This is a genomic window from Erwinia tracheiphila (assembly GCF_021365465.1).
Classification (GTDB): domain Bacteria; phylum Pseudomonadota; class Gammaproteobacteria; order Enterobacterales; family Enterobacteriaceae; genus Erwinia; species Erwinia tracheiphila.
Genome location: NZ_CP089932.1, coordinates 4,506,117 through 4,526,123 on the forward strand (window position 1 = coordinate 4,506,117; position 20,007 = coordinate 4,526,123).

Here is a 20,007-nt window from a genome sequence, read left to right on the forward strand (position 1 = left end):
AATGGGTTGTTTTTTTGTTCACGAATGATAATTAGTTTCATTGGCATTATCAATTTGACAGCCCGTGTAATTTTATCACTACTACATTTGCAACATTCTCTATGCCTTTAGCAACCCTCGCTTTATGTCACCACTCTCGTTTAAAATTAAAAAAGCTTACAAGACAATACATTGTAAGCCTGTCTGCCCTCAGAACTGATACCTGATACCCAGGTTACCGTTGTAACCTTCCAGCCCGGTATTTGTAGTGCGAATGTAGCTGGCTTCAGCATAAAGATTTAACCGATCAGCCACCTTACCCGTGATTCCTGCACCTGCCTGCCAGTAACCTTTACCGGCCCGTGGCCGGAATGTGTGATCGTCAACGATCATGCCAGGTGTTTGTCCAAGCTGGCGTACAAGATCCAGTTTTAAATAAGGCTGCACTTTAGCCGCATCGTAGAACAGTCGGCCCCCCCATCGCGCTTGCCCTGTCATGATATTTTGACCTTTTAATTTCATGCTACTGGCATAACCCTCGCGGATATTCATATATTGCCCCAGCAGCTGAAACTGTGGCTCGATGCCGATCTGCTTATAGAAGATGAATGGCTTGCCAACTTCGGCAGAAAGCAGCGCGCTGTAGCTGGTCATATTTGCCTGAGTGAGGCTGCTGAACCGATTACTGTAGCGGGTGAGCTGTGCGATAGTGTCAAGATAACTGCCGTCGTCGTGCCAGAAGGTAAGGTAGCTGCCTGCGCCGTAAGCGGTGGTTTCGGTCTTACCAACCCATGTGGAGAGCCCTTCCCTCAGGCTACGAACATTATCATGATTGCTGTTACTAACACGCCCCAGCGTTAACATCGGGCCGGCTTTTACGTGCCAACCACGGTTGAGATCCTGGTGAAGTACGTCACCACCCAGCTGGACAAATACACTGTTAGCGTTATAAGCGAAACGACCTGAACGATAGCGATCGTGACGTCCGTAGGTTCTTCCCCAAAACGTACTGCCAGCCTGGTAGGCCCCTTCACGCACGCGGTAATTCCCTGCAGACTGGAAGCCGTAAGCAGCATTCATATACGGTGCTATGGTGTAGCCCGCAATCTCAGGACGCCAGGTGGTCACATCATCACTATCTGTGGTACCACTGTCTGTCGAATCGTCGTCTGTCGCATCCGGCGTATAGGAAGATTGCAGATACCAGCTATTTTCACCTACGCGGTTGAGAAAATATTCATATAGCCCGGCAACGACACTCCCTTTTTGAGTAAAATTTGCCAGACTGGCATCCCCGGCCACCTTGACCATCAAAATACCGACGCCGGTCAACGCCCCCATGCCATTTTGATTCATCACACTCAAAGTGAAATCACCGATTGCATTTCCCTCCACCAGGATTCTGTCCGTGGAACACTGGTCATCACCCAGTTCAGTTCGCAGAATAAATTCACCGGATCCGGTCAGATCGCCGGTTACCGTTAACGTACTGAAACTAACGTTACTACTGACCGATGTTGTGCTATCAGCACGGCTATCGGCGAGCAGACTGACATAGCGGCTCAAACGTGTATCCGCGCGGGATGCCGTGTCGGCGCTGGTGTCGCGACCAAAAGAAACCACGCCGTCGTGTTGCAGATCAACCACCGTAGCATCACCATTTATCAGCCAGCTACTGGTGCTGTCGAGCGTAAGCTGACTGACATTCTGCGTGATACCAACCAGACGTGAATAATTGCTCAGGGCAACGGTAAGCGTGTCCTGAACGCTGTCTGCAATAATATTTCCCAGCAGAGAAACATTATCTGAGGCCGCCACCGTCATCGTTGAGTGAGTCACCACACCCACATCATCTTCCGTGGACATCGCCCTTAACGCCACACCATCACCGCCGGTAATCACCGTCCCGTTTCGCAGATCCAGTTCAAGATCGCTTCCCTGCGCCATCACCGCCGTAGACTGCTCGCTGGTCAGGACCACGTTGTCCAGCGTAACAGTGCTCTGCTGTCCGTCAGCATGTGAAGTGGCAAGCATGCCCACCGCCTGACCGATCGTGCTCAGTTGACTGTTACTGACCGTGAGCGTGGAGAGGGACGTTTGTAGTGCCGTAGCACTGCTACCCGACGTGCTGACGGTAATGCCGTCGGCAATGATGTCAGCATCATTCTGCGCTAACAGCCCTGCGCTTTCATCGCCCATTGTGGTTAACGTGGAATTAAGCAAAGTGATGCTGCCACCATTCAGGGCTTTAGCCGCTGAGGATGCCGCGCTACTGGTAATAATGCTACTGTCCTCGATGGCAATCGTGCTCCCTGAGCCGGAGCTAAACAGAGCCGGGGCAGTTGCTCCTGAAGTGGTAATGGCAACATCGGAAGCAGTTAATACGCCTGCTGCCATCACAAACAGTCCATAGCCTCCCATTCCGCTGGTGGTGACCGCTGAATCACTGAGTGCCATTGCGCCGCCACGCGTCATCGCACCATAGCTGAATGTGCCAGACGTGGTGATATCCAGTCCACTGCCTTTCGCCTGATACTCCGTGTAATACCCGTAGCCGTAATTGCCATAAGTGGTGAGCACGCTGTCGGTCACCACACTCGTTCCGCTTTGGCCGTTTACCGCGAGTGAACCGGTTCCCCTTGTGGTGAAGGTGCTACCGGTAACGTCCAGCGTTGAAGATGCGTGGGCCAGCCATACGCCATGTGCGCTGTTTCCGCTCGTCACATAGCTGCCCCCTGTCACCGTCGCGGACGCATCAATATTGACATCAAGACCAAGACCAAACCTTTGGGTGGTGGCAACATTCACATTGTTCAGTGTCGCACTGCCACCCAATAAGCGGATGCCGGTGAAACCTGAGTGAATATTGCTATCCGTCAGCGTTAATGTGCCCCCCTTGCCTGCCAGAATGGCTGGCATCGTCGTTGAAACGGAGGTGACGTCCAGCTGATTACCAGTAAGAGAACTGTTATAAAGCGCGATGCCATACGCACCCATGCTACTGTTCTGATCGATATCAATATTGTTTAACGTGGCGCTAGCCCCGCCTGACATATAAAGTGCTGTAGAGCTGGTCCCGCTGGTAATAAGCTGCACATTGTCGGCCTCCAGGGTGCCTGCGGACATATACAGTGCGTGGGATATAGCGCCCGTTGTGGAAATGACTGCATCCGTTAACGATAAGGTTGAGCCTATTGCCTGCACGGCATTGCTCATATCGCCAGTAGTTTTCACCGATCCTCCCGCCATTACCAGCGAAGCGTTTTGATAAAGATAGATTCCAAAAGCGCTTTTACCTTCCGATGATAGCGAGGCGTTGTTAAGCGTTAATCCCGCCTGCTGCCGGATATGGGCGGCATAGGTGCTGTCTTTGGTAGTCGAAAAAGAGAGATTATGATCAGTCACCAGCATGCTGCCAGCACCAGCCATATACAAAGGAATTGTGCTGTCAGTGGAGTTATACCCCTCGGTGGCTTTTACTGTTGTTCCGTCAATTACACTCCAGTTTTGGTCAGCCAGAACGCCAAGAGGAAATAGTGTTAGCGTAAGAAAATTAAAAACAAAGGGCCGTACATAAATAGCCATGATGATTCCTTCGGTTGCTTTCCATAACAATCAAACGTGAGGTAAAAATGCTGTAGCAAAAGATGTTAATTAATTGGAAATTAATATGTTAAATAAATTAATAAAAAAGAAATTTTTGCGCAGGGAAATGTGAGCAATGAATCAACAATAAGCTTACTCACGCCTCAACTTGTTAATCCATAATGCCGCATACTATGTCAAAGTTGATAATGAGTGAAGTTTTTTCTGTTTAAAATTTAAATGAATTTGGAAAAAACCACTTAATAAATATCAAAAATACGATTAGTTACATAAAGATAAACCGGGAATACATAATGTATTTTATTTTCAAGCAATAACAACAAATAATAAATATCATTAATTCCAAATTACAAACAAAAAACAAATCCTTTATTCGCAATAAAAAATAAAAACACCCTATATCTGAAAGTAATGATTTTCACTATCTGGCAACTTCTATTTGAACTATTTCTGGAACCCGATCCAGCAAGACGAATGACATACTCTGTTTTGGCAGGTAAAGAGGCCTTCATGCAAAACATAAATGCCCAAAGGCGATCTGCTACAAACCGGTAAATAAGTTAAACCTGTTAGTGAGGGAGAGTGTGTGGAGAACTTCACCGGGAGGGTATGATGGTAGTTGCAATAACAGTATCAACGTAACGGCCAGCCCTGACAGGGGCAGTACCCTGTCAGGGCTGCGTATGAAAAAGAGCAGTACTGGCGATATATGCTCGTTGCATATCAGTTCTCCAGCTACCAGTACGTCTTACACCTTTCGATTAATCAGCTTCAATCTCATCCACGCTGACCGTATAGGGAATGGAGCTGGTAATATGTGCGGCATCGGCTTCAGAGAAAAGCCATGATGGCTGATGCAGTGAAAGCGACGTCAGATGTGGCGTAACTTCAAGCGGTATTACCGAATTGGCAGCTCCAGCGGTAAAAGGAACCTTTATCGTCACGCCGACACCGGGCAGAAGATCTTTGTTTTCTGCTCTGAGTGCCAGCCCTAATTTTTCTTTATTCGTGGCAAAATATTTATCACTCTCTGCCAGCGCGGAACCTTTCAGCGTTACCTTTGTAATTGCGGTGTGAATATGATCAAGCACCATTGGATTAGGGCTGGTACAGCTGACATTTATTCCCAATCCATTTTGAACGGTTTGTCTGGCTTCCCCCTTAAGAAGGCTGTCAGTCTGAAATCCAGAAAGGCTGGTATTAAGTGATGAAGACATGCTTTTACAGTTCACGCTGCCAATATTCATCCATCCTGTAATAGCAATATTGTAATTTTCTGCATACGCATTCAATCCACCTATGCCGTCAAGTTGAAAAATGGTTAGTTTATACACGCTATCAGTACTGATCTCCCCGGTTCTTACCAGATAGACCTGAAAGGTCATTGTACGAGAGGGCACAGGATTAATAACGTTACCCACATTCCATTCAGTGTCCACCCTGCCAGCCTCGACACTGGTTCCGGCTTCGAATGTACCTAAATCCTTACCATTAAAGATAAGGCCGAGCTTGACGCCGGCTGGAAGTGCCTCGGTATCCCTTTTGGGAAAAGGATAAATAAAAACATTCTCATTACGCCCTTTCGATAATTGAGAGCGGCAGCTGATATTCCTGCTAAATTCTCGTGAATGCCAAATTTTCTCGCCAATACCTTTATCACCCAGATAAGCCAGCACGTTTATCTTGTCCGTATCTTGCACAGCGCTGCTATTGGTTCCCAGGTAACAAACTAACGCATAAGCATTAGAGGAGACTGCCCCCCAGGCAAATATCAAACACATTAAAACCAATACAGAGCGAATTTTATTTCTCATCGTATTACCCTTTCATCAGAAGGCTGTCGCCCCGTGTCATGATTATTTCCTGGCCTCCCTGCCATTTTTTCATTGCATCCGCACGTTTTACTGCCCTATTTTGATACCCAGCGTACTCTTGTAAACGCCGATCTCTTCAGACTTGATAGTGTTAATTTCTTTACCATCAACGAAGACAGCAATCTGTCCACTTCCTGCTTGTGTAGCGGTAAATGCCGCAGAATAGACACCGTTATCTTCCGTCACATCGCTAATCTGGCTACCCGTAATACCGGTGGGAGCAGCGAAGGTAATAACAGCGCCTGTTACTGGATTATTATTTTTGTCCCTTGCTGTGACTGAAAGAACGATGGCATCTTTTCCGTCGGAGGCGATGATATTTTTATTTATGGTCAGCGTTGAATGCGTGGCATTAACTTCACCGGCAATAAAGGTTATCTGCGCCGTAACAGCGTGATCGTTAGTGGTCGCCGTCACGTTGTAGTGGCCACTGATCTGGCTTTTTGCCATAAAGTTCGCCGTTCCCTCTTTAGAAGTCCGCACGCTGCTGGCAGAGAGTTCAACGCCAGTGTCAGCATGCAGTGCCACCTCACGATCTGCGAGTGGGTTGCCATTGGCATCTGTTACTCTCACAGTCAACTCATTGGTTGCTTCACCGTCTGCGACAGCGTTATTGCTCGTCACTTCCAGCCCGCTGATCATCGCTGTGGCATCATCCGCGACAAAAGTGACATTAACGCTTTTGTCATTCTGCTCACCCACACTTGCGGTGATTTTATTTGACCCTGCTCTCACATGGGTCAGATGGACTGTTACTTCACCTTTTTCATCAGTCAATAACGACTTTGCAGGAATCGCATCATTGTCTGCGACAAAAGTAACCTTGTGTTTCGCTAAAACATTACCATTGGCATCTTTGACGACCGCCAGCAGCTGATTGGCATCCTTACCATTCGCCAGCGCATTATCTTTGACTATCGTAAGACTGGCTAACTGCGCCGTGGCGCTATTAGCAATCAAATCCACGGTTGCAGAGGCAAAGATTGTACCACGAGCGGTTGGGGTGAGGGTTATCGCCTGTGCGAGGGTTCCTGCCGTCAAGGTTGCGGTATATTGCCCCACCCCTTGCCGTTTAAAGGCGGACAGTGTCGCTCCGGCTGTTTCCAACTCTGTCAGTTTTTCAACGGCAATTTCTTCTTCCTGAATATCCACAGGATGACCAAGCTTGTCTTTAACCGTGAGAGTCAGTATCTGCTGTGACTGCCCGTCGGCAGGCAGTGAACTGTGCGGGGGTGTCAACGTACTTTCAGCCAGGCTGATGGCCGCTTCAGTGACCGTTACTTGAGTTTGTGCCCTGCGTGAAACGTTGCCTTTCTCATCGGTTGCTATCCCGCTGATGACATAATTATTTATCGCCTCGGGTCCATACTGATAATCCGGCAGAGTGATACTGTAGTCATCAGGGCCATTTGCAATAATTTTCCCGCCGCCAGCAATTAACGATGCTGCAGACCAGTCAATACGGGCCAGAGGATATTTAGTATTGACAGAAACATTCAGGCTTTTTTGTTCTCCCGCGTAGCCTTTAATTAATCGCGCCGTTTGTAACTTTATGACTTCGTTTTTACGGTATTCCAGTACGATATTGTTATTACGATCGACCAGATCATATCTGCTGCCAGCAAGACTGCGCATTGCGGCGACCTGAGTACTTTCAGTCTGATGTTTCCAGGGAACACCCAGACGATAATTAAGTTGTGCACCGATATGATGACTACTCATATCATTTCTGCCCTGACGTCTTTCCGTGCTGAGTGTAAGCAAAGGAAAAGGCGTGATTATTACGCCTGCCGTTAGTGCATGCGGATTTTTCTGTCGGTTATCTTTGCCAAAAAGAGCGACTTCATTACCATAATATTTTTCGTAATTCAGCTTCACACCCAGATGTGGTATCCAGGGCAGGTACGCTTCGGTGAAAATATCCCATCCATTTGCCGGGCGCTCTTTATAGTCTTCAAAATCAGGGGAATTCTTCCAGTTCGTCAGTCCGTAATAACCATTCATACCCAGCCTGATAAAATCACGCCAGTATTCTATGCCAACCCCTGAACGAGCATGATTGCGTGACATATCGTAATCAAGAAAAGTATTAAAACCGATCATGACATTGTCAGCAAAATGGCGCATGCCAAGGCCAATGTTAACCTGTGCACGATCATCTGTCCGGTGAATACTGCCTTGTGTGAAAATCAGACGTTTTTGCCGATCACTCAATGGCAACAGCAGATCCAACTGGGAATTTTTCAGCGAGAGGTTTCTGTCCGCATCCAGCTGCACCCTGGCCGTGCCAAAACCACTTAACCACTGTTGTATTTCAGCGCTGGCTTTACCAGTTGCCATCCCTCTTGCCAGCGTGCTGGCCGCTTCGCTGTTTGGGTTATTAGCAAGAAATGAGCCAGTCCGGCTGGCCACGCCTGCCACCTTTTCTTCCTTCTGCGTATGGTCTGCTGCTACGTCAGCAGGCTTGTCATCCTGCCAGTTCACGGATGGCAACGGTGCCAAAGGCACTTCAAGCTCATCCCCCGGTCCGAGATGGCCAAACCCATGTGAGAAGGTTCTTAGCTGATTAAGCTGCCGCAGGGCATCAAGACTCATGTTGTATTTCTTCGCAACAGATGATGTCGTTTCTGATTCTTTCAGCGTATAAATGCGTGTCGCCATACCAGAAATATCTGATTGTTTAGAAAGAAACGACTGGTCCGACTGCGCTGCCGCCAGCGGCGACATAAAAGAACCGAGCACGGGAATGGCACACTGTAACGCGATATTTCCCCATGCCGTGCGTCGATACCATTTATTATTTATCAATATATTCTCCTTACCGTTTTCTAATACATCAGGTCATTGAGATAATTAATGTTATTGATTATTTCCTGGCACATAACAGGACCACTTTATGTTAGAAGCGGATGATGCATTTTTAGGAATCAAACAAAGATTACGTGATGTTTTATGCGCTGTCTTTCTAAAATCAATTTTAAACTGATATCATTTGGTAGGCATTTAATGAGTTTAGTGTTTCATGATTATTTGCAATAAACATGTTCCATAAAAACACCTTCAATGTTAAAAAATAATTAATATCAGCATAAAAACAGAATAACACCATTCAAATCAGGATAATAAAATATGAAAAGCATCATTCACGCAAAAGGATTAGATATAGTTAAAAAATCATATATATAAATCACTTGCTTTTAGTTAACAATCACAACCTATACCTAAAAAATAACGATAAACAGATTTTATTGTTAATTTATATCGGCACCAATAACAACCTTATTACGCTAAAAAATGAATAACAGGCGATTGTTAAATGATGAAAATTTATTTTTATGATCGACACTAAAAAAGAAATCGGTGTTAATGAATGCCCAATAAAGCCGCAAAATCATGTCCCACACTCATCCTCCAACTTAAAGTAGCAGAAGAAATCAGCTCAATTTTATAGCAATAATGATTAATGAGAAGGATTTCAGAGAACAGGGCAGAGTTTAGAAAGACTACAAAAATGATAAGAATGCTGTTTTTATTTCTGTTGGCTAAGAATTATCTGCATTCAACGGGAGAAAAAAAGTGTTCTGTTCGTTACATCTGATAAATCTGTTGCCGATTGAATAATTGTGCAACTTTAGGTCGTGACGCAGATTTATTGATAATGATGAAGAGTAAGATACCAACCGATGATCTTATCGTGCATTTCCTCTGACTTCGAAAAGCAAATTGTTCTGCGGGTCAGTCGTTTGATATGTGTGCGAAGATTAAGATTATGTCGTTCTGTCCGTTGGGTATATTTCTTGCTCACCACGTGGCCTGTTGCACTTAACAGAACTTTATAAACCGGCCACGCATCTGTCATATAAAAGGCAAGGTTAAATTTGCTTAACAGGGCCAGCAATCGTCGCAGGGTCGGGGCATTTCTCGGGCCGAAGACGTGGGCCAGAGCACGTTTGCGGATACGGTCATAAGCATAGAACAACCACCGGGGATTGCTTTTACACCGCACGTAAGACCATTGTTCACCGGCTTCACAGCAGATAACAACCTCCGTTTCGGGGTCGATATTCTCAGCTACCTGCTTTGGCGAAATTTTTTTACGTGCCGCAGAACCGTATTGAGGCTGATACCGAGAGCCCGTGCGGTATCGCGACATCCGTAACCATTCATGACCATATTAACAATGGTCTGGTGTGTGTCTGGTTTGGCACCGGAGTAGCTAAAATTGAGCTGAAAGGTCTTTGAACAATGCTTGCAGATGTAACGTTGGGCACCGGATGCTGAATGTCCGTTACATCGTACAGCATGAGTTTCATTGCACTGAGGGCAGACGACATCAACTTTAGCCATATGTTACATCCAAAGCGCAAAGCATACGTGATCAGCAAGTCTGCGTCACGACCCAACTTTACAGGCGTGGTGAATTCAATCATCAGATTGCTCGTTTAGCCGGAGTCGAAAAGAAAGGTGAGATTATCATTTCTCAAATAATCGCGATCGTTACGGATTGCTAATCTTTCAGGATATATATTCACTCTCAGTGGCTGGCTTGATATTGAAAAGAACGCCTTGTGGGGAGGCCATAAATTAACCAGGCTTTACTTAGGGCATGTCCCAAAAAGCGTCATCTTATAATGCATCCCGGTCATATCTGAGGGCAAAGTATGGCAGGCGGTAAAGGGCAGATTAGCGATGAACTCCGGGACAAAATGGCCCCGCTTATCCCGGAACACAAAACCCGCAACCCTCCGGGTACGCACTCCGAAAACGTGTTGATAATCGGGCCGCAATGAACGCCATTTTCTTCGTCCCCAGCACAGCCTGTCAGTGGAATGCACTCAATACCACAGGGATAGGTTCATCAACTTCTGCGCACCGGCGCTTCCGGGAACGGAGAGACGCAGGCGTCTTCGGGCGTTTCTGGCAGAACGGATTACTGGCCTGTGGACACCCCGGACTGCTCATGGATGGCGGTATGACAACATCACCGCTGCCCGGGACAAAAAAACAGGACGCAACCCCACGGACAGAGGGAAACAGGGCGTAAAACCCAGTCTGATGACAGATACCGGGGGCTTCCTCTGTCACGGGTCGCAGCAGCAGACAGGCATGACATCAAACTGGTGGCGGACACACCCGGTGCTCTTCAGACGGGGCGCCCGGGGCAAAAACCCGGACTCTGCCCGGACAAAGGCGGCGAAGCGCCCGGGCTGAAAACAGACCGGTTGTGCCGTCGTGACGAGCCTTATATCCCGCCCCGTAAAGAGGAATGAGATGCCAGTAAAACCACGAACTTCATGGCCCGTCGCCGGGCTGTCGGGAGGAGGCACAGCCGGATGAACCGGTTTCGCCGGCCCCTGACCCGACGGGAAAAGACGCCTGAGAATGACGGGGCCCTGTTGCATTTTTCCTGTGGTCTGATTGTCTGGAATAACGTTCTGTTGAGACAGGCTTTTAAGTCTAAAACAAAAATGTCTGTTTGCCCGTCATCAGCTGTCTTTATTATTACAGTAATGTTCATGCGGCCAGGCCACTTTTTCGGTGTTTGATTTGGATATGGATAACAAAAATAAAGAATGTTAATCAATAGGTTACTATTCCGCTTAATGAACGTTTCGTTGGGCGATAAACAGGTAAGATGTTGCAATAATAGTATCTTAGCACCCGCTATTCCCGGCAGAATCTACCATTCTGACAGTCTCGTTCCTGACCGCAACCATAATAGCCGTTTGTGAGATTCTGAAAGCGCGCTACAAGCCAGATAGTTATCGGTAAGCATTTAATTTATTATCATTTAAATAAAACGGATGAATACATTAATACTTTTCAAATTCAATAAAAAGCATTCCATAACAGGCGGTTACAGACTTAAAGCGCGGTGTGACAGGCAACATCGACAAGAACGTTAGCAGACAAGACTTCCAGAAAAGCGGAAGGCAGAAAAGATACAACAGCCAACGTCATTAAAGCGACTATCGCCGTTATCGCTAAAAGCCGTCTTTTATGATATTGAAATTAAGAAATTTTAAATTGCCTGAGCACAGGCCCATGCGGAGCTCCACGCCCACTGGAAATTGTACCCACCCAGCCAGCCAGTGACGTCCACGACTTCACCAATGAAATACAAACCCGGTACATCACGGGCTTCCATAGTTTTTGAGGAAAGCCCGTGCGTATCCACGCCGCCAAGCGTTACTTCAGCAGTGCGGTAACCTTCAGTACCGTTTGGTTGTATCCGCCAATGATGTAACGCCATTGCCAGCTCATTTTGCTGAGTGTTATTAAGCTGTTTCAGGGTGCAGTCCGGTACCTGGCCCAGCAGTTGCAGACACTCAACCAGACGACGTGGCAATAATTTTGCAAGGGCGTTTTTCAGACTCTGGTTTGGATGTAACTGGCGCTCACTGGCAAGATACGTATCCAGACTGCGGGCCGGGCAGAGGTTAATCGTAACGGTTTCGCCAGACTGCCAGTAATTTGAAATTTGTAGCACTGCCGGGCCAGAAAGACCGCGATGCGTAAAAAGTAGCGCCTCTTTAAACACTGTACCGTCTTGCGCCGCAATCGCTGATGGCAGCGCCACACCCGAAAGGGTTTGTAATTGCTCAAGCAGAGGTTTATGCAGAGTAAAAGGCACCAGACCTGCGCGTGTTGGTAACACGTTTAAGCCAAACTGTTCGGCTATTTTATAACCAAAGGGTGAAGCACCCAATCCCGGCATAGAAAGACCGCCGGAGGCTATCACCAATTTTTCAGCCTTGACCTGTCCATCATTCAATTCAAGCGTATAGCCTGCCTGCTCCCGCGTTACACTGATAATCTGACTGTGTAGTCGCAGCAGCACCTTTCCGGCTTCACACTCTTTCAGTAGCAAATCAACAATTTGCTGCGCGGAATCATCACAAAATAGCTGCCCCAGGTTTTTTTCGTGCCAGGCAATACGATGCCGGTTAACCAGATCGATAAAATCCCATTGCGTGTAGCGGGCAAGGGCTGATTTGCAGAAATGTGGATTATGTGAGCGGTATGCCGCAGGTTCGGCGTAAAGATTGGTGAAGTTGCAGCGCCCTCCACCGGACATCAAAATTTTTCGGCCCGCTTTTTTGCCGTTATCAAGCAGTAAAACACGCCTGCCTCGTTGCCCGGCGTGAGCCGCACAGAAAAGCCCCGCCGCACCGGCACCAATGATGATAACGTCAAATTTTTCCACTACCTGCCCCGGTACCTTCGTCAAAAACGGTGATTGTAGTGATTAGATGCCGTCGATACCAGTGCGCAGCAAATGGAATATTTGACTTTTTCAGGCCGAAAAAACTAACAAATTCGGCCTGATTGCACCGGATTGTCAAAAAAAGTCTATATTTCACTTTCCCCTGATGCGGTTTCTCGCAGATAATGCGCCGCGTTCATGTCCTCCAAAATGGCGTAACGCTTATGCTCCATCTGTTTGCTGGTCTTGATTACCATACATGCCTGTTATTGGCCCTCGCTCTGCTGTTTGTTTTGTTTTACGAAGCCATTAATGGTTTCCACGACACGGCTAACGCAGTAGCTACTGTTATCTATACCCGTGCTATGCGATCGCAACTTGCGGTAGTTATGGCCGGCACCTTTAATTTCTTTGGGGTTCTGCTGGGTGGACTGAGCGTGGCTTATGCTATCGTTCATTTGCTCCCGACTGACCTGTTACTGAATGTTGGATCGACTCATGGGCTGGCGATGGTGTTTTCCATGCTGCTGGCGGCCATTATCTGGAACCTTGGCACCTGGTATTTCGGTCTGCCAGCTTCCAGTTCTCACACCCTGATTGGGGCAATCATCGGCATTGGCCTGACTAACGCGTTACTTACCGGTACGTCAGTAGTTGATGCGTTAAATGTACCCAAAATGATTGGTATCCTTCTGTCTCTGGTGATTTCCCCGATTGTGGGCCTGGTGGTAGCGGGCCTGCTGGTCTTTATGCTTCGTCGCTACTGGAGCGGGAATAAAAAACGTCGCCGTATTCATATGACACCAGCGGAACGTGAAAAGATTGACGGTAAAAAGAAACCGCCATTCTGGACGCGTATCGCACTGATTATTTCTGCTATTGGCGTGAGTTATTCGCACGGTGCCAATGATGGTCAGAAAGGCATTGGTCTTATTATGCTGGTGCTGATTGGCGTAGCACCCGCCGGTTTCGTGGTTAATATGAATGCATCCGGCTATGACATTACCCGCACCCGTGATGCAGTCAATCATCTTGAGCAATACTATGCGCAGCATGCTGGCTCTCTGACGCATATTGTTGAGATGACTCCACCTGTATTACCAACGCCTGAGCAAAGTCCCGGCCAGCCCAAAGAGTTTCATTGTGATGCAGCCCGCGCATTACCGGCGATTCAGCAGGCGCAGGGACTGCTAAGTAACCTGCAAAGCTACGATACGCTCAATGTGGAAAAACGTAGTCAGCTTCGTCGTCTGATGATGTGTATCTCTGATACAGCAGACAAGGTCGCTAAACTTCCGCAAACCTCTGCGGAAGATCGACGCTTCCTCAGCAAGCTGAAAGGCGATTTGCTGAATACCATTGAGTATGCACCCGTGTGGATTATCATCGCGGTGGCACTGGCGCTTTCGCTGGGCACCATGGTGGGCTGGCGTCGTGTTGCCACCACAATTGGCGAAAAAATCGGCAAGAAAGGCATGACCTATGCGCAGGGCATGTCGGCGCAGATGACCGCCGCTGTGTCTATCGGTATTGCCAGTTATACCGGCATGCCGGTATCCACGACACATGTACTCTCTTCTTCTGTTGCTGGCACCATGCTGGTTGATGGCGGTGGCGTACAGGGACGCACAGTTAAGAATATTCTGCTGGCATGGGTGTTTACCCTGCCAGTCTCGATAGTATTATCCGGCGTGCTCTACTGGATTGCGCTGAAGTTTGTTTAGCTGCACGTTGCCATAAAACATAAAAGGTGGGACAGGTTCCCACCTTTTTTACTTCATGCCTTTTGTCAGCGCCAAATCAGCAATGCGATCAAACTGACAGCCACCAATCCACATAGCGCACTGCTCAAAATAAATTGGCCACGGACGCGCTCACAACGGCGGATAAACTCATCGTCATGATGATTAAGGTGGCGACGGAGTCAGATATAGCGAACCAGCCACACCTGCCTGCCAAGCTGACTACGTGAGGTAAAAAAACCAGCACCATCTACGTATTGATAAAGCAAGGGATCACACCCGCGAAGTACCACTAGCAACGCGCGTAACGAGGAAAAAAATACCGCGCTATATTGACGATACAAACGATGTATAAAGCCCCAAAAAGCGCGGTAGTGCTTATCATAGTCCTCTCCCGGTAGCGCATGGCAGTACACGGTCTGTCTTCACTTTTCAGTGTAGGAGATGCGTTTAAAATTTTTCCAGTGCTGTTTTCTGCATGAAGTAAAAAGCCTGAAATTCGTTTGATCCGCTTCGCAAACGTCATCACCCAGTGATTTTTCGTGAATAATTCCGGCTATACTCAGATTGACAAAAACAGCGCAACGAATAAAAGGAGTATCGTTATGTCTTATAAACACATTCTGGTTGCTGTCGATCTTTCACCAGAGAGTAAATTGCTGGTCGATAAAGCCGTTTCCATCGCCCGCCCTTACGACGCTAAAGTTTCGTTAATTCACGTGGATGTAAACTATTCCGATCTTTACACCGGATTGATCGACGTTAATCTGGGTGATATGCAAAAGCGCATTTCCGAAGAAACCCATTCGGCTCTTACCGGATTGTCCACCAGCGCGGGCTATCCTGTATCGGAAACCTTGAGCGGCAGCGGCGATCTCGGCCAGGTGCTGGTGGATGCCATTAAACAATATGATGTAGACCTGGTCGTATGCGGCCATCACCAGGACTTCTGGAGCAAGCTGATGTCGTCTGCACGGCAGCTTATCAATACCGTACATGTTGATATGCTGATTGTGCCGTTACGGGATGAAGATGAGTAATGCTCCGGCTGGCCTCACACAAAGCCAGTCAAGACGACTTGCCGGGCGGAATTTTCCGCCCTTTTTATCGCCCACAAAAAGGCATGTTCAGAAGGGCTGGACATCAAATTTTGCTTCTGCTTGCTCTTTTTCGGCATGCAGTCCGATCCAGAGAAACAGGGTTGTCCGGTGCTGTCGGGGCATTCAATGACAGAGACGCACGCTTTTATTGGCCATTCGATGGCGGGTAAATATCAAAACGATGATTTTTGGTAACGATCGCAGATTGCGTCGCTATCCCGGCCAGTGGCGGAGCATAGTCAGGGCGCTTGACCACCACGCGTTTTTTCGCCAGCTGACGTGCTGGCGCAAGCAAACCATTCGCATCATTATCTGCCCCTACCAGCGTCTGGAACACCCGCATTTCCTTTTTCACCAGCGCACTTTTCTGCCTGTGGGGATACATGGGGTCGAGATAAACCACATCTGGCTTATTGCTGATTTCACTCAATACCGCCAGGCTGGATGCATGGACCAGAGTCAGGTGTTCGCGCAACCAGCCGCCAATATCAGCGTCCTGATAACCGCGCTGCAAACCATCATCAAGCAACGCAGCCACCACTGGGTGACGTTCCAGCATTTTTACGCGGCAGCCTAATGCTGCCAGCACAAAGGCGTCGCGTCCCAGCCCTGCGGTCGCATCAACCACCTCAGGCAGGTAACTGCCTTTAATGCCAACAGCTTTTGCCACCGCCTCACCACGACCACCACCAAAGCGACGGCGATGTGCCATCGCTCCCTCGACGAAATCCACAAAGATGCCGCCCAATCTTGGCTCATCCCGTTTCCTCAGTTCAAGGTGAGTTGAGGTCATCACCAGCGCCATTAACGCATTGTCGTCATGTTGCAACTGCCAGCGTGAAGCTAAAACAGAAAGGGCATCGTCACCGACACTCGCTTCATCAATAAAACAAATTTTCACCGGGTCCGTTCCTGAATACCGTAGTGATCCAGCATGGCATCCAGCTGTGGTTCACGGCCGCGGAATCGTTTGAACAGTTCCATGGGTTCTTCTGAGCCACCACGCGTCAGAATATTGTCAAGGAACGACTGGCCTGTCTCGCGGTTAAAGATGCCTTCCTCTTCGAAGCGAGAGTACGCATCGGCCGCCAGTACGTCAGCCCACAAATAGCTGTAGTAGCCTGCCGCATAGCCACCGGCAAAGATATGGCTAAAGGCATGTGGGAAACGGCCCCATGAAGGGCTGGGTACGACCGCAACCAGTTTTTTCACTTCCCGTAGCATTTCAAGAATATTGACGCCCTTCGCGGGATCGAACTCGGCATGCAGGCGGAAGTCGAACAGGCCAAACTCCAGCTGACGCAGAATGAACAACGCCGCCTGGTAGTTCTTGGCCGCCAGCATTTTGTCCAGCAACGCCTGCGGCAACGGCTCACCGGTTTCATAATGACCGGAGATAAAGGCCAGCGCTTCCGGCTCCCAGCACCAGTTTTCCATAAACTGACTTGGCAGCTCGACCGCATCCCACGGCACACCGTTAATACCTGAGACCCCCGGTGTTTCAATGCACGTAAGCATGTGGTGCAGACCATGACCAAACTCATGGAACAGCGTTGTTACCTCATCATGGGTAAAGAGTGCGGGTTTACCGCCCAGAGGTCGGTTGAAGTTGCAGGTCAAATACGCCACCGGTTTTTGCAGTGAGTCATCGGCTTTACGCATCTGCCCCACGCAGTCATCCATCCAGGCTCCGCCGCGTTTGTGTTCGCGCGCATAGAGATCCAGATAGAAGCTGCCGCGCAGTTCACCGTTTTCGTCGAACAGATCGAAGAACCGCACATCAGGATGGTAAACATCCACGTCCTTGCGTTCTTTCGCTGTAATGCCATAAATACGTTTTACCACCTCGAACAGGCCATTGACCGCACGCTCCTCCGGGAAGTAAGGACGCAACTGTTCATCACTGATGGCATAAAGATACTGCTTTTGTTTTTCACCGTAATACGTCAAATCCCACGGCTGAAGCTCATCAATACCGTGTTCTCTTTTGGCAAAGGCCCGCAGCTGTGCCAGCTCTTTCTCAGCCTGTGGCCGTGCACGATGGGCAAGATCGGTCAGGAACCCCGTGACCTGCTCAACGTTTTCGGCCATTTTGGTCGCCAGAGATTTATCGGCAAATGACGCAAAACCCAATAGCTGTGCCAGTTCGTGACGCAGTGCCAGTTCTTCGGCCATCACATCACTGTTGTCCCACTTGCCTGCGTTTGGCCCCTGATCGGACGCACGGGTGGAATAAGCACGGTACATCTCTTCACGCAGCGCCTGATTATCGCAGTAAGTCATCACGGGCAAATAGCTGGGAATATCCAGCGTCAGCAGCCAGCCCTGTTGCTCTTTGGCTTCGGCCTGCGCTTTTGCTGCGGCCAGCGCGCTCTCCGGCAGGCCGGACAGCTCACTTTCGTCGGTGATAAGCTTGCTCCAGCCCATGGTGGCATCAAGCACGTTGTTACTGTACCTGGAACCCAGCTCTGAAAGCCGCGCCGCAATCTCACCGTAGCGTTTTTGCTTTTCCTTCGACAGACCAATACCGGACAGCTCAAAATCACGCAGCGCGTTGTCGACCGCTTTCTTCTGCGCAAGGTTGAGCGCTTCGTAACTGTGCTCTTTCAAATTGCGGTAAGCCTGATACAACCCCTCATGTTGCCCTACCCAGGTGCTATATTCCGACAGCAGCGGCAGCGTCTGCTCGTAAGCCTCACGCAGCTCAGGGCTATTCTTAACCGAATTAAGGTGGCTGATCGGCGAGAACAGACGCCCAAGCTGGTCGTCCACTTCTGCCAGCGGCTGCACAAGATTTTCCCATGTCCAGGGCGCGCCTTGCGCCACTGCGGCTTCCACCGCTGCACGGCAGTTTTCCAGTGCGTGCGTTACCGCAGGCACAACGTGTTCCGGTTTGATGGCAGAAAAAGGTGGAAGCGTAAAAGATGTCAGTAACGGGTTGGTCATAGCGCAGTCCTTGTTACATAAGGTGAAACGCGATAAGCGCGTAATTTCTCTAACATGAGGCCAAGTGGCGTGAAAATCAAGGCGGGACAACGTACTTGCCTGTGAACCAGGCTGCCAGCTAATTCTGCTAATACGGCGGGGAGCATCTCACTATGTGGCCCTTACTTGCTGCCTCATTATTCTTTTTGCCGTTCTGTCTTATCTTCTTATGATCATATTCCTGTGTGCAGTCCTTAATCACACTCTGCATCTGCAAGGGCTGCTCGCACTGTTGCCGATAGTCGTGATTGCGCTTTATCGCATCAAGTCTGCGGTTTGCTCCATGCCGGGCTGGACCATTATGCGGGCGGTCATTACTGGTGTGCTTTGCGGCGCTCACCGGAATAATCTACGGTTTGGCCTGGTTGCGGAGTGAACGTGTTTGGGTCGCCGCCCTGGTACATTTTGCGTTCAGTTTGCTGTTATTTCCCTATTCTGTCTGGCAGCATAGCAACGCAGAAGGCACTGCAAATCTGTGCCATGCATAGGTAAGAAATCGGCAAAGAACGACGCTATATCCAACCGGGCCTTTATGATGCGGCAGTCTTACAGACATGCAGAAGATGGCCTGCCAACCAATGGCAGAACACATTTTATGGCTGGTTAGTGCTGTGGCACAGGAAATCAATGGGGTAACCTGTCAACGATAATCCCTTATTAACAAAAGCCTGCAGCCCTTACCTGCTACTCTTTTTCCAGCTGTCCAGCGCGGATTTTAACCATGAACCGTAGGCGGCGTTTGGCAGAACAATCCAGTCGTCGCCAAAGTGTTGTTCGCTGGATTCCACCAGCCGACGTTGCTCTGCGCTGGTTTTCTTATTTTTAAATTGCGCGGCAAAGTCCGGGAGGCTGTCGCCAAACAGCATCATTATCTGTTGGCGTTTTAATATCGCCTGACGCCGCGCATCTTTGGTGTCCGTGTCCAAAAGAACCGTTTCATCTGAAACCTGCGGTAACCCCAGTCGTTTTAGCGTATTAAGCGTATCCTGTTTATTTTCCTGAGTACGGTCAGAAACATAATAGATATGAACGTTATGGCGATCTACATTTTCCAGAAAGGCTTTCGCGCCGGGAATCAGGCCAGGATTGCCTTGTTTTTCCCAGTCAGACCAGGTGTCCCATTGGGTGTAGTCGTGACATTGCTCTGTATCACGAGCCAGCAAAGGCGTGTTATCCAGTACGGTTTCATCAAGATCCATCACCACGGCATATTTTTCTGGTGACTTCAGTCCCTGGATTTTCTTATCGAAACGTTCCGTTGCGAAACGGTACGTCTGTAACTGAAGCGCCATGATTTCAGCAGATTGCTGTTGATAGCGCAGTGCCATTTCATAGGCCTTTGGTTCACACAATGCTTGTCCAGCAGCCGCAGATGCGCTTAATACAGGTAATACCAACAGTAAAACCTTTGACACTTAATACATTGTTTTTCCTTTATCACGTCGTTTAACGTGGCGTGAGATTACTGACTCAATATGACAAAAAAATGAATCCCCCTCACCGCGCGGGTGAAT

At 48.6% G+C, this 20,007-nt stretch carries 12 protein-coding genes and 2 pseudogenes; 5 read left to right on the forward strand and 9 right to left on the reverse strand.

Translation table 11 applies throughout. The annotated features are described in order from the left end of the window. Positions 1–189 precede the first annotated feature (189 nt). From LU633_RS23260 to LU633_RS23275, 4 genes are all read right to left on the reverse strand, one after another. Positions 190–3,564, reverse strand: coding sequence for an autotransporter outer membrane beta-barrel domain-containing protein (locus LU633_RS23260; RefSeq protein ID WP_016191144.1), 3,375 nt, complete (start codon positions 3,562–3,564; stop codon positions 190–192). 782 nt (positions 3,565–4,346) lie between these two features. Then, positions 4,347–5,399, reverse strand: coding sequence for a hypothetical protein (locus LU633_RS23265; RefSeq protein ID WP_016191145.1), 1,053 nt, complete (start codon positions 5,397–5,399; stop codon positions 4,347–4,349). An 87-nt stretch (positions 5,400–5,486) separates the two neighbouring features. Beyond that, the gene (locus LU633_RS23270) at positions 5,487–8,267 is read right to left on the reverse strand and encodes an inverse autotransporter beta domain-containing protein (RefSeq protein WP_016191146.1); all 2,781 of its coding nucleotides are present in this window, start codon (positions 8,265–8,267) and stop codon (positions 5,487–5,489) included. Positions 8,268–9,108: 841 nt separating this feature from the next. Continuing rightward, a protein-coding gene (locus LU633_RS23275) for an IS1 family transposase (RefSeq protein WP_233481979.1) occupies positions 9,109–9,806 on the reverse strand; the annotation gives its coding sequence in 2 pieces (ribosomal slippage) (positions 9,109–9,557 and positions 9,557–9,806; 699 coding nt in all). Between the two features lie 314 nt (positions 9,807–10,120). On the opposite strand from LU633_RS23275, the pseudogene LU633_RS23285 reads away from it, so the two are divergent. Continuing rightward, positions 10,121–10,900: pseudogene (locus tag LU633_RS23285) on the forward strand (IS5 family transposase); the annotation flags it as partial. Between the two features lie 581 nt (positions 10,901–11,481). Here the strand turns inward: LU633_RS23285 and LU633_RS23290 are convergent. Then, entirely contained in the window at positions 11,482–12,666 is a 1,185-nt protein-coding gene (locus LU633_RS23290) for a BaiN/RdsA family NAD(P)/FAD-dependent oxidoreductase (RefSeq protein ID WP_016191150.1), read from the reverse strand. 224 nt (positions 12,667–12,890) lie between these two features. Here LU633_RS23290 and pitA point away from each other — a divergent pair, with 224 nt between their 5' ends. After that, positions 12,891–14,390, forward strand: coding sequence for an inorganic phosphate transporter PitA (gene pitA, locus LU633_RS23295; RefSeq protein ID WP_016191151.1), 1,500 nt, complete (start codon positions 12,891–12,893; stop codon positions 14,388–14,390). Between the two features lie 65 nt (positions 14,391–14,455). Here pitA and uspB read toward each other — a convergent pair. Further along, positions 14,456–14,793, reverse strand: a pseudogene (gene uspB, locus LU633_RS23300) (universal stress protein UspB). A 220-nt stretch (positions 14,794–15,013) separates the two neighbouring features. On the opposite strand from uspB, the gene uspA reads away from it, so the two are divergent. Further along, positions 15,014–15,448: a universal stress protein UspA gene (gene uspA / locus LU633_RS23305; protein WP_016191152.1), complete on the forward strand. Its 435-nt coding sequence runs from the start codon at positions 15,014–15,016 to the stop codon at positions 15,446–15,448. A gap of 205 nt (positions 15,449–15,653) precedes the next feature. Here uspA and rsmJ read toward each other — a convergent pair whose 3' ends face one another. Then, complete coding sequence (gene rsmJ, locus LU633_RS23310; protein ID WP_016191153.1) at positions 15,654–16,409, reverse strand: 16S rRNA (guanine(1516)-N(2))-methyltransferase RsmJ; 756 nt, start codon at positions 16,407–16,409, stop codon at positions 15,654–15,656. Then, on the reverse strand, positions 16,406–18,454 hold the full coding sequence (prlC, locus tag LU633_RS23315) for an oligopeptidase A (protein ID WP_016191154.1): 2,049 nt from the start codon (positions 18,452–18,454) through the stop codon (positions 16,406–16,408). The genes rsmJ and prlC overlap by 4 nt, the downstream gene beginning before the upstream one ends. Positions 18,455–18,662: 208 nt before the next feature. Here prlC and LU633_RS26020 point away from each other — a divergent pair, with 208 nt between their 5' ends. Then, on the forward strand, positions 18,663–18,869 hold the full coding sequence (locus tag LU633_RS26020; RefSeq protein ID WP_198292527.1) for a hypothetical protein: 207 nt from the start codon (positions 18,663–18,665) through the stop codon (positions 18,867–18,869). Beyond that, complete coding sequence (locus tag LU633_RS23320; RefSeq protein ID WP_152664296.1) at positions 18,811–18,981, forward strand: hypothetical protein; 171 nt, start codon at positions 18,811–18,813, stop codon at positions 18,979–18,981. The genes LU633_RS26020 and LU633_RS23320 overlap by 59 nt, the downstream gene beginning before the upstream one ends. A gap of 189 nt (positions 18,982–19,170) precedes the next feature. On the opposite strand, the gene LU633_RS23325 is transcribed toward LU633_RS23320, so the two are convergent. Next, the gene (locus tag LU633_RS23325) at positions 19,171–19,908 is read right to left on the reverse strand and encodes a 5'-nucleotidase, lipoprotein e(P4) family (RefSeq protein WP_016191156.1); all 738 of its coding nucleotides are present in this window, start codon (positions 19,906–19,908) and stop codon (positions 19,171–19,173) included. Positions 19,909–20,007 lie beyond the last annotated feature (99 nt).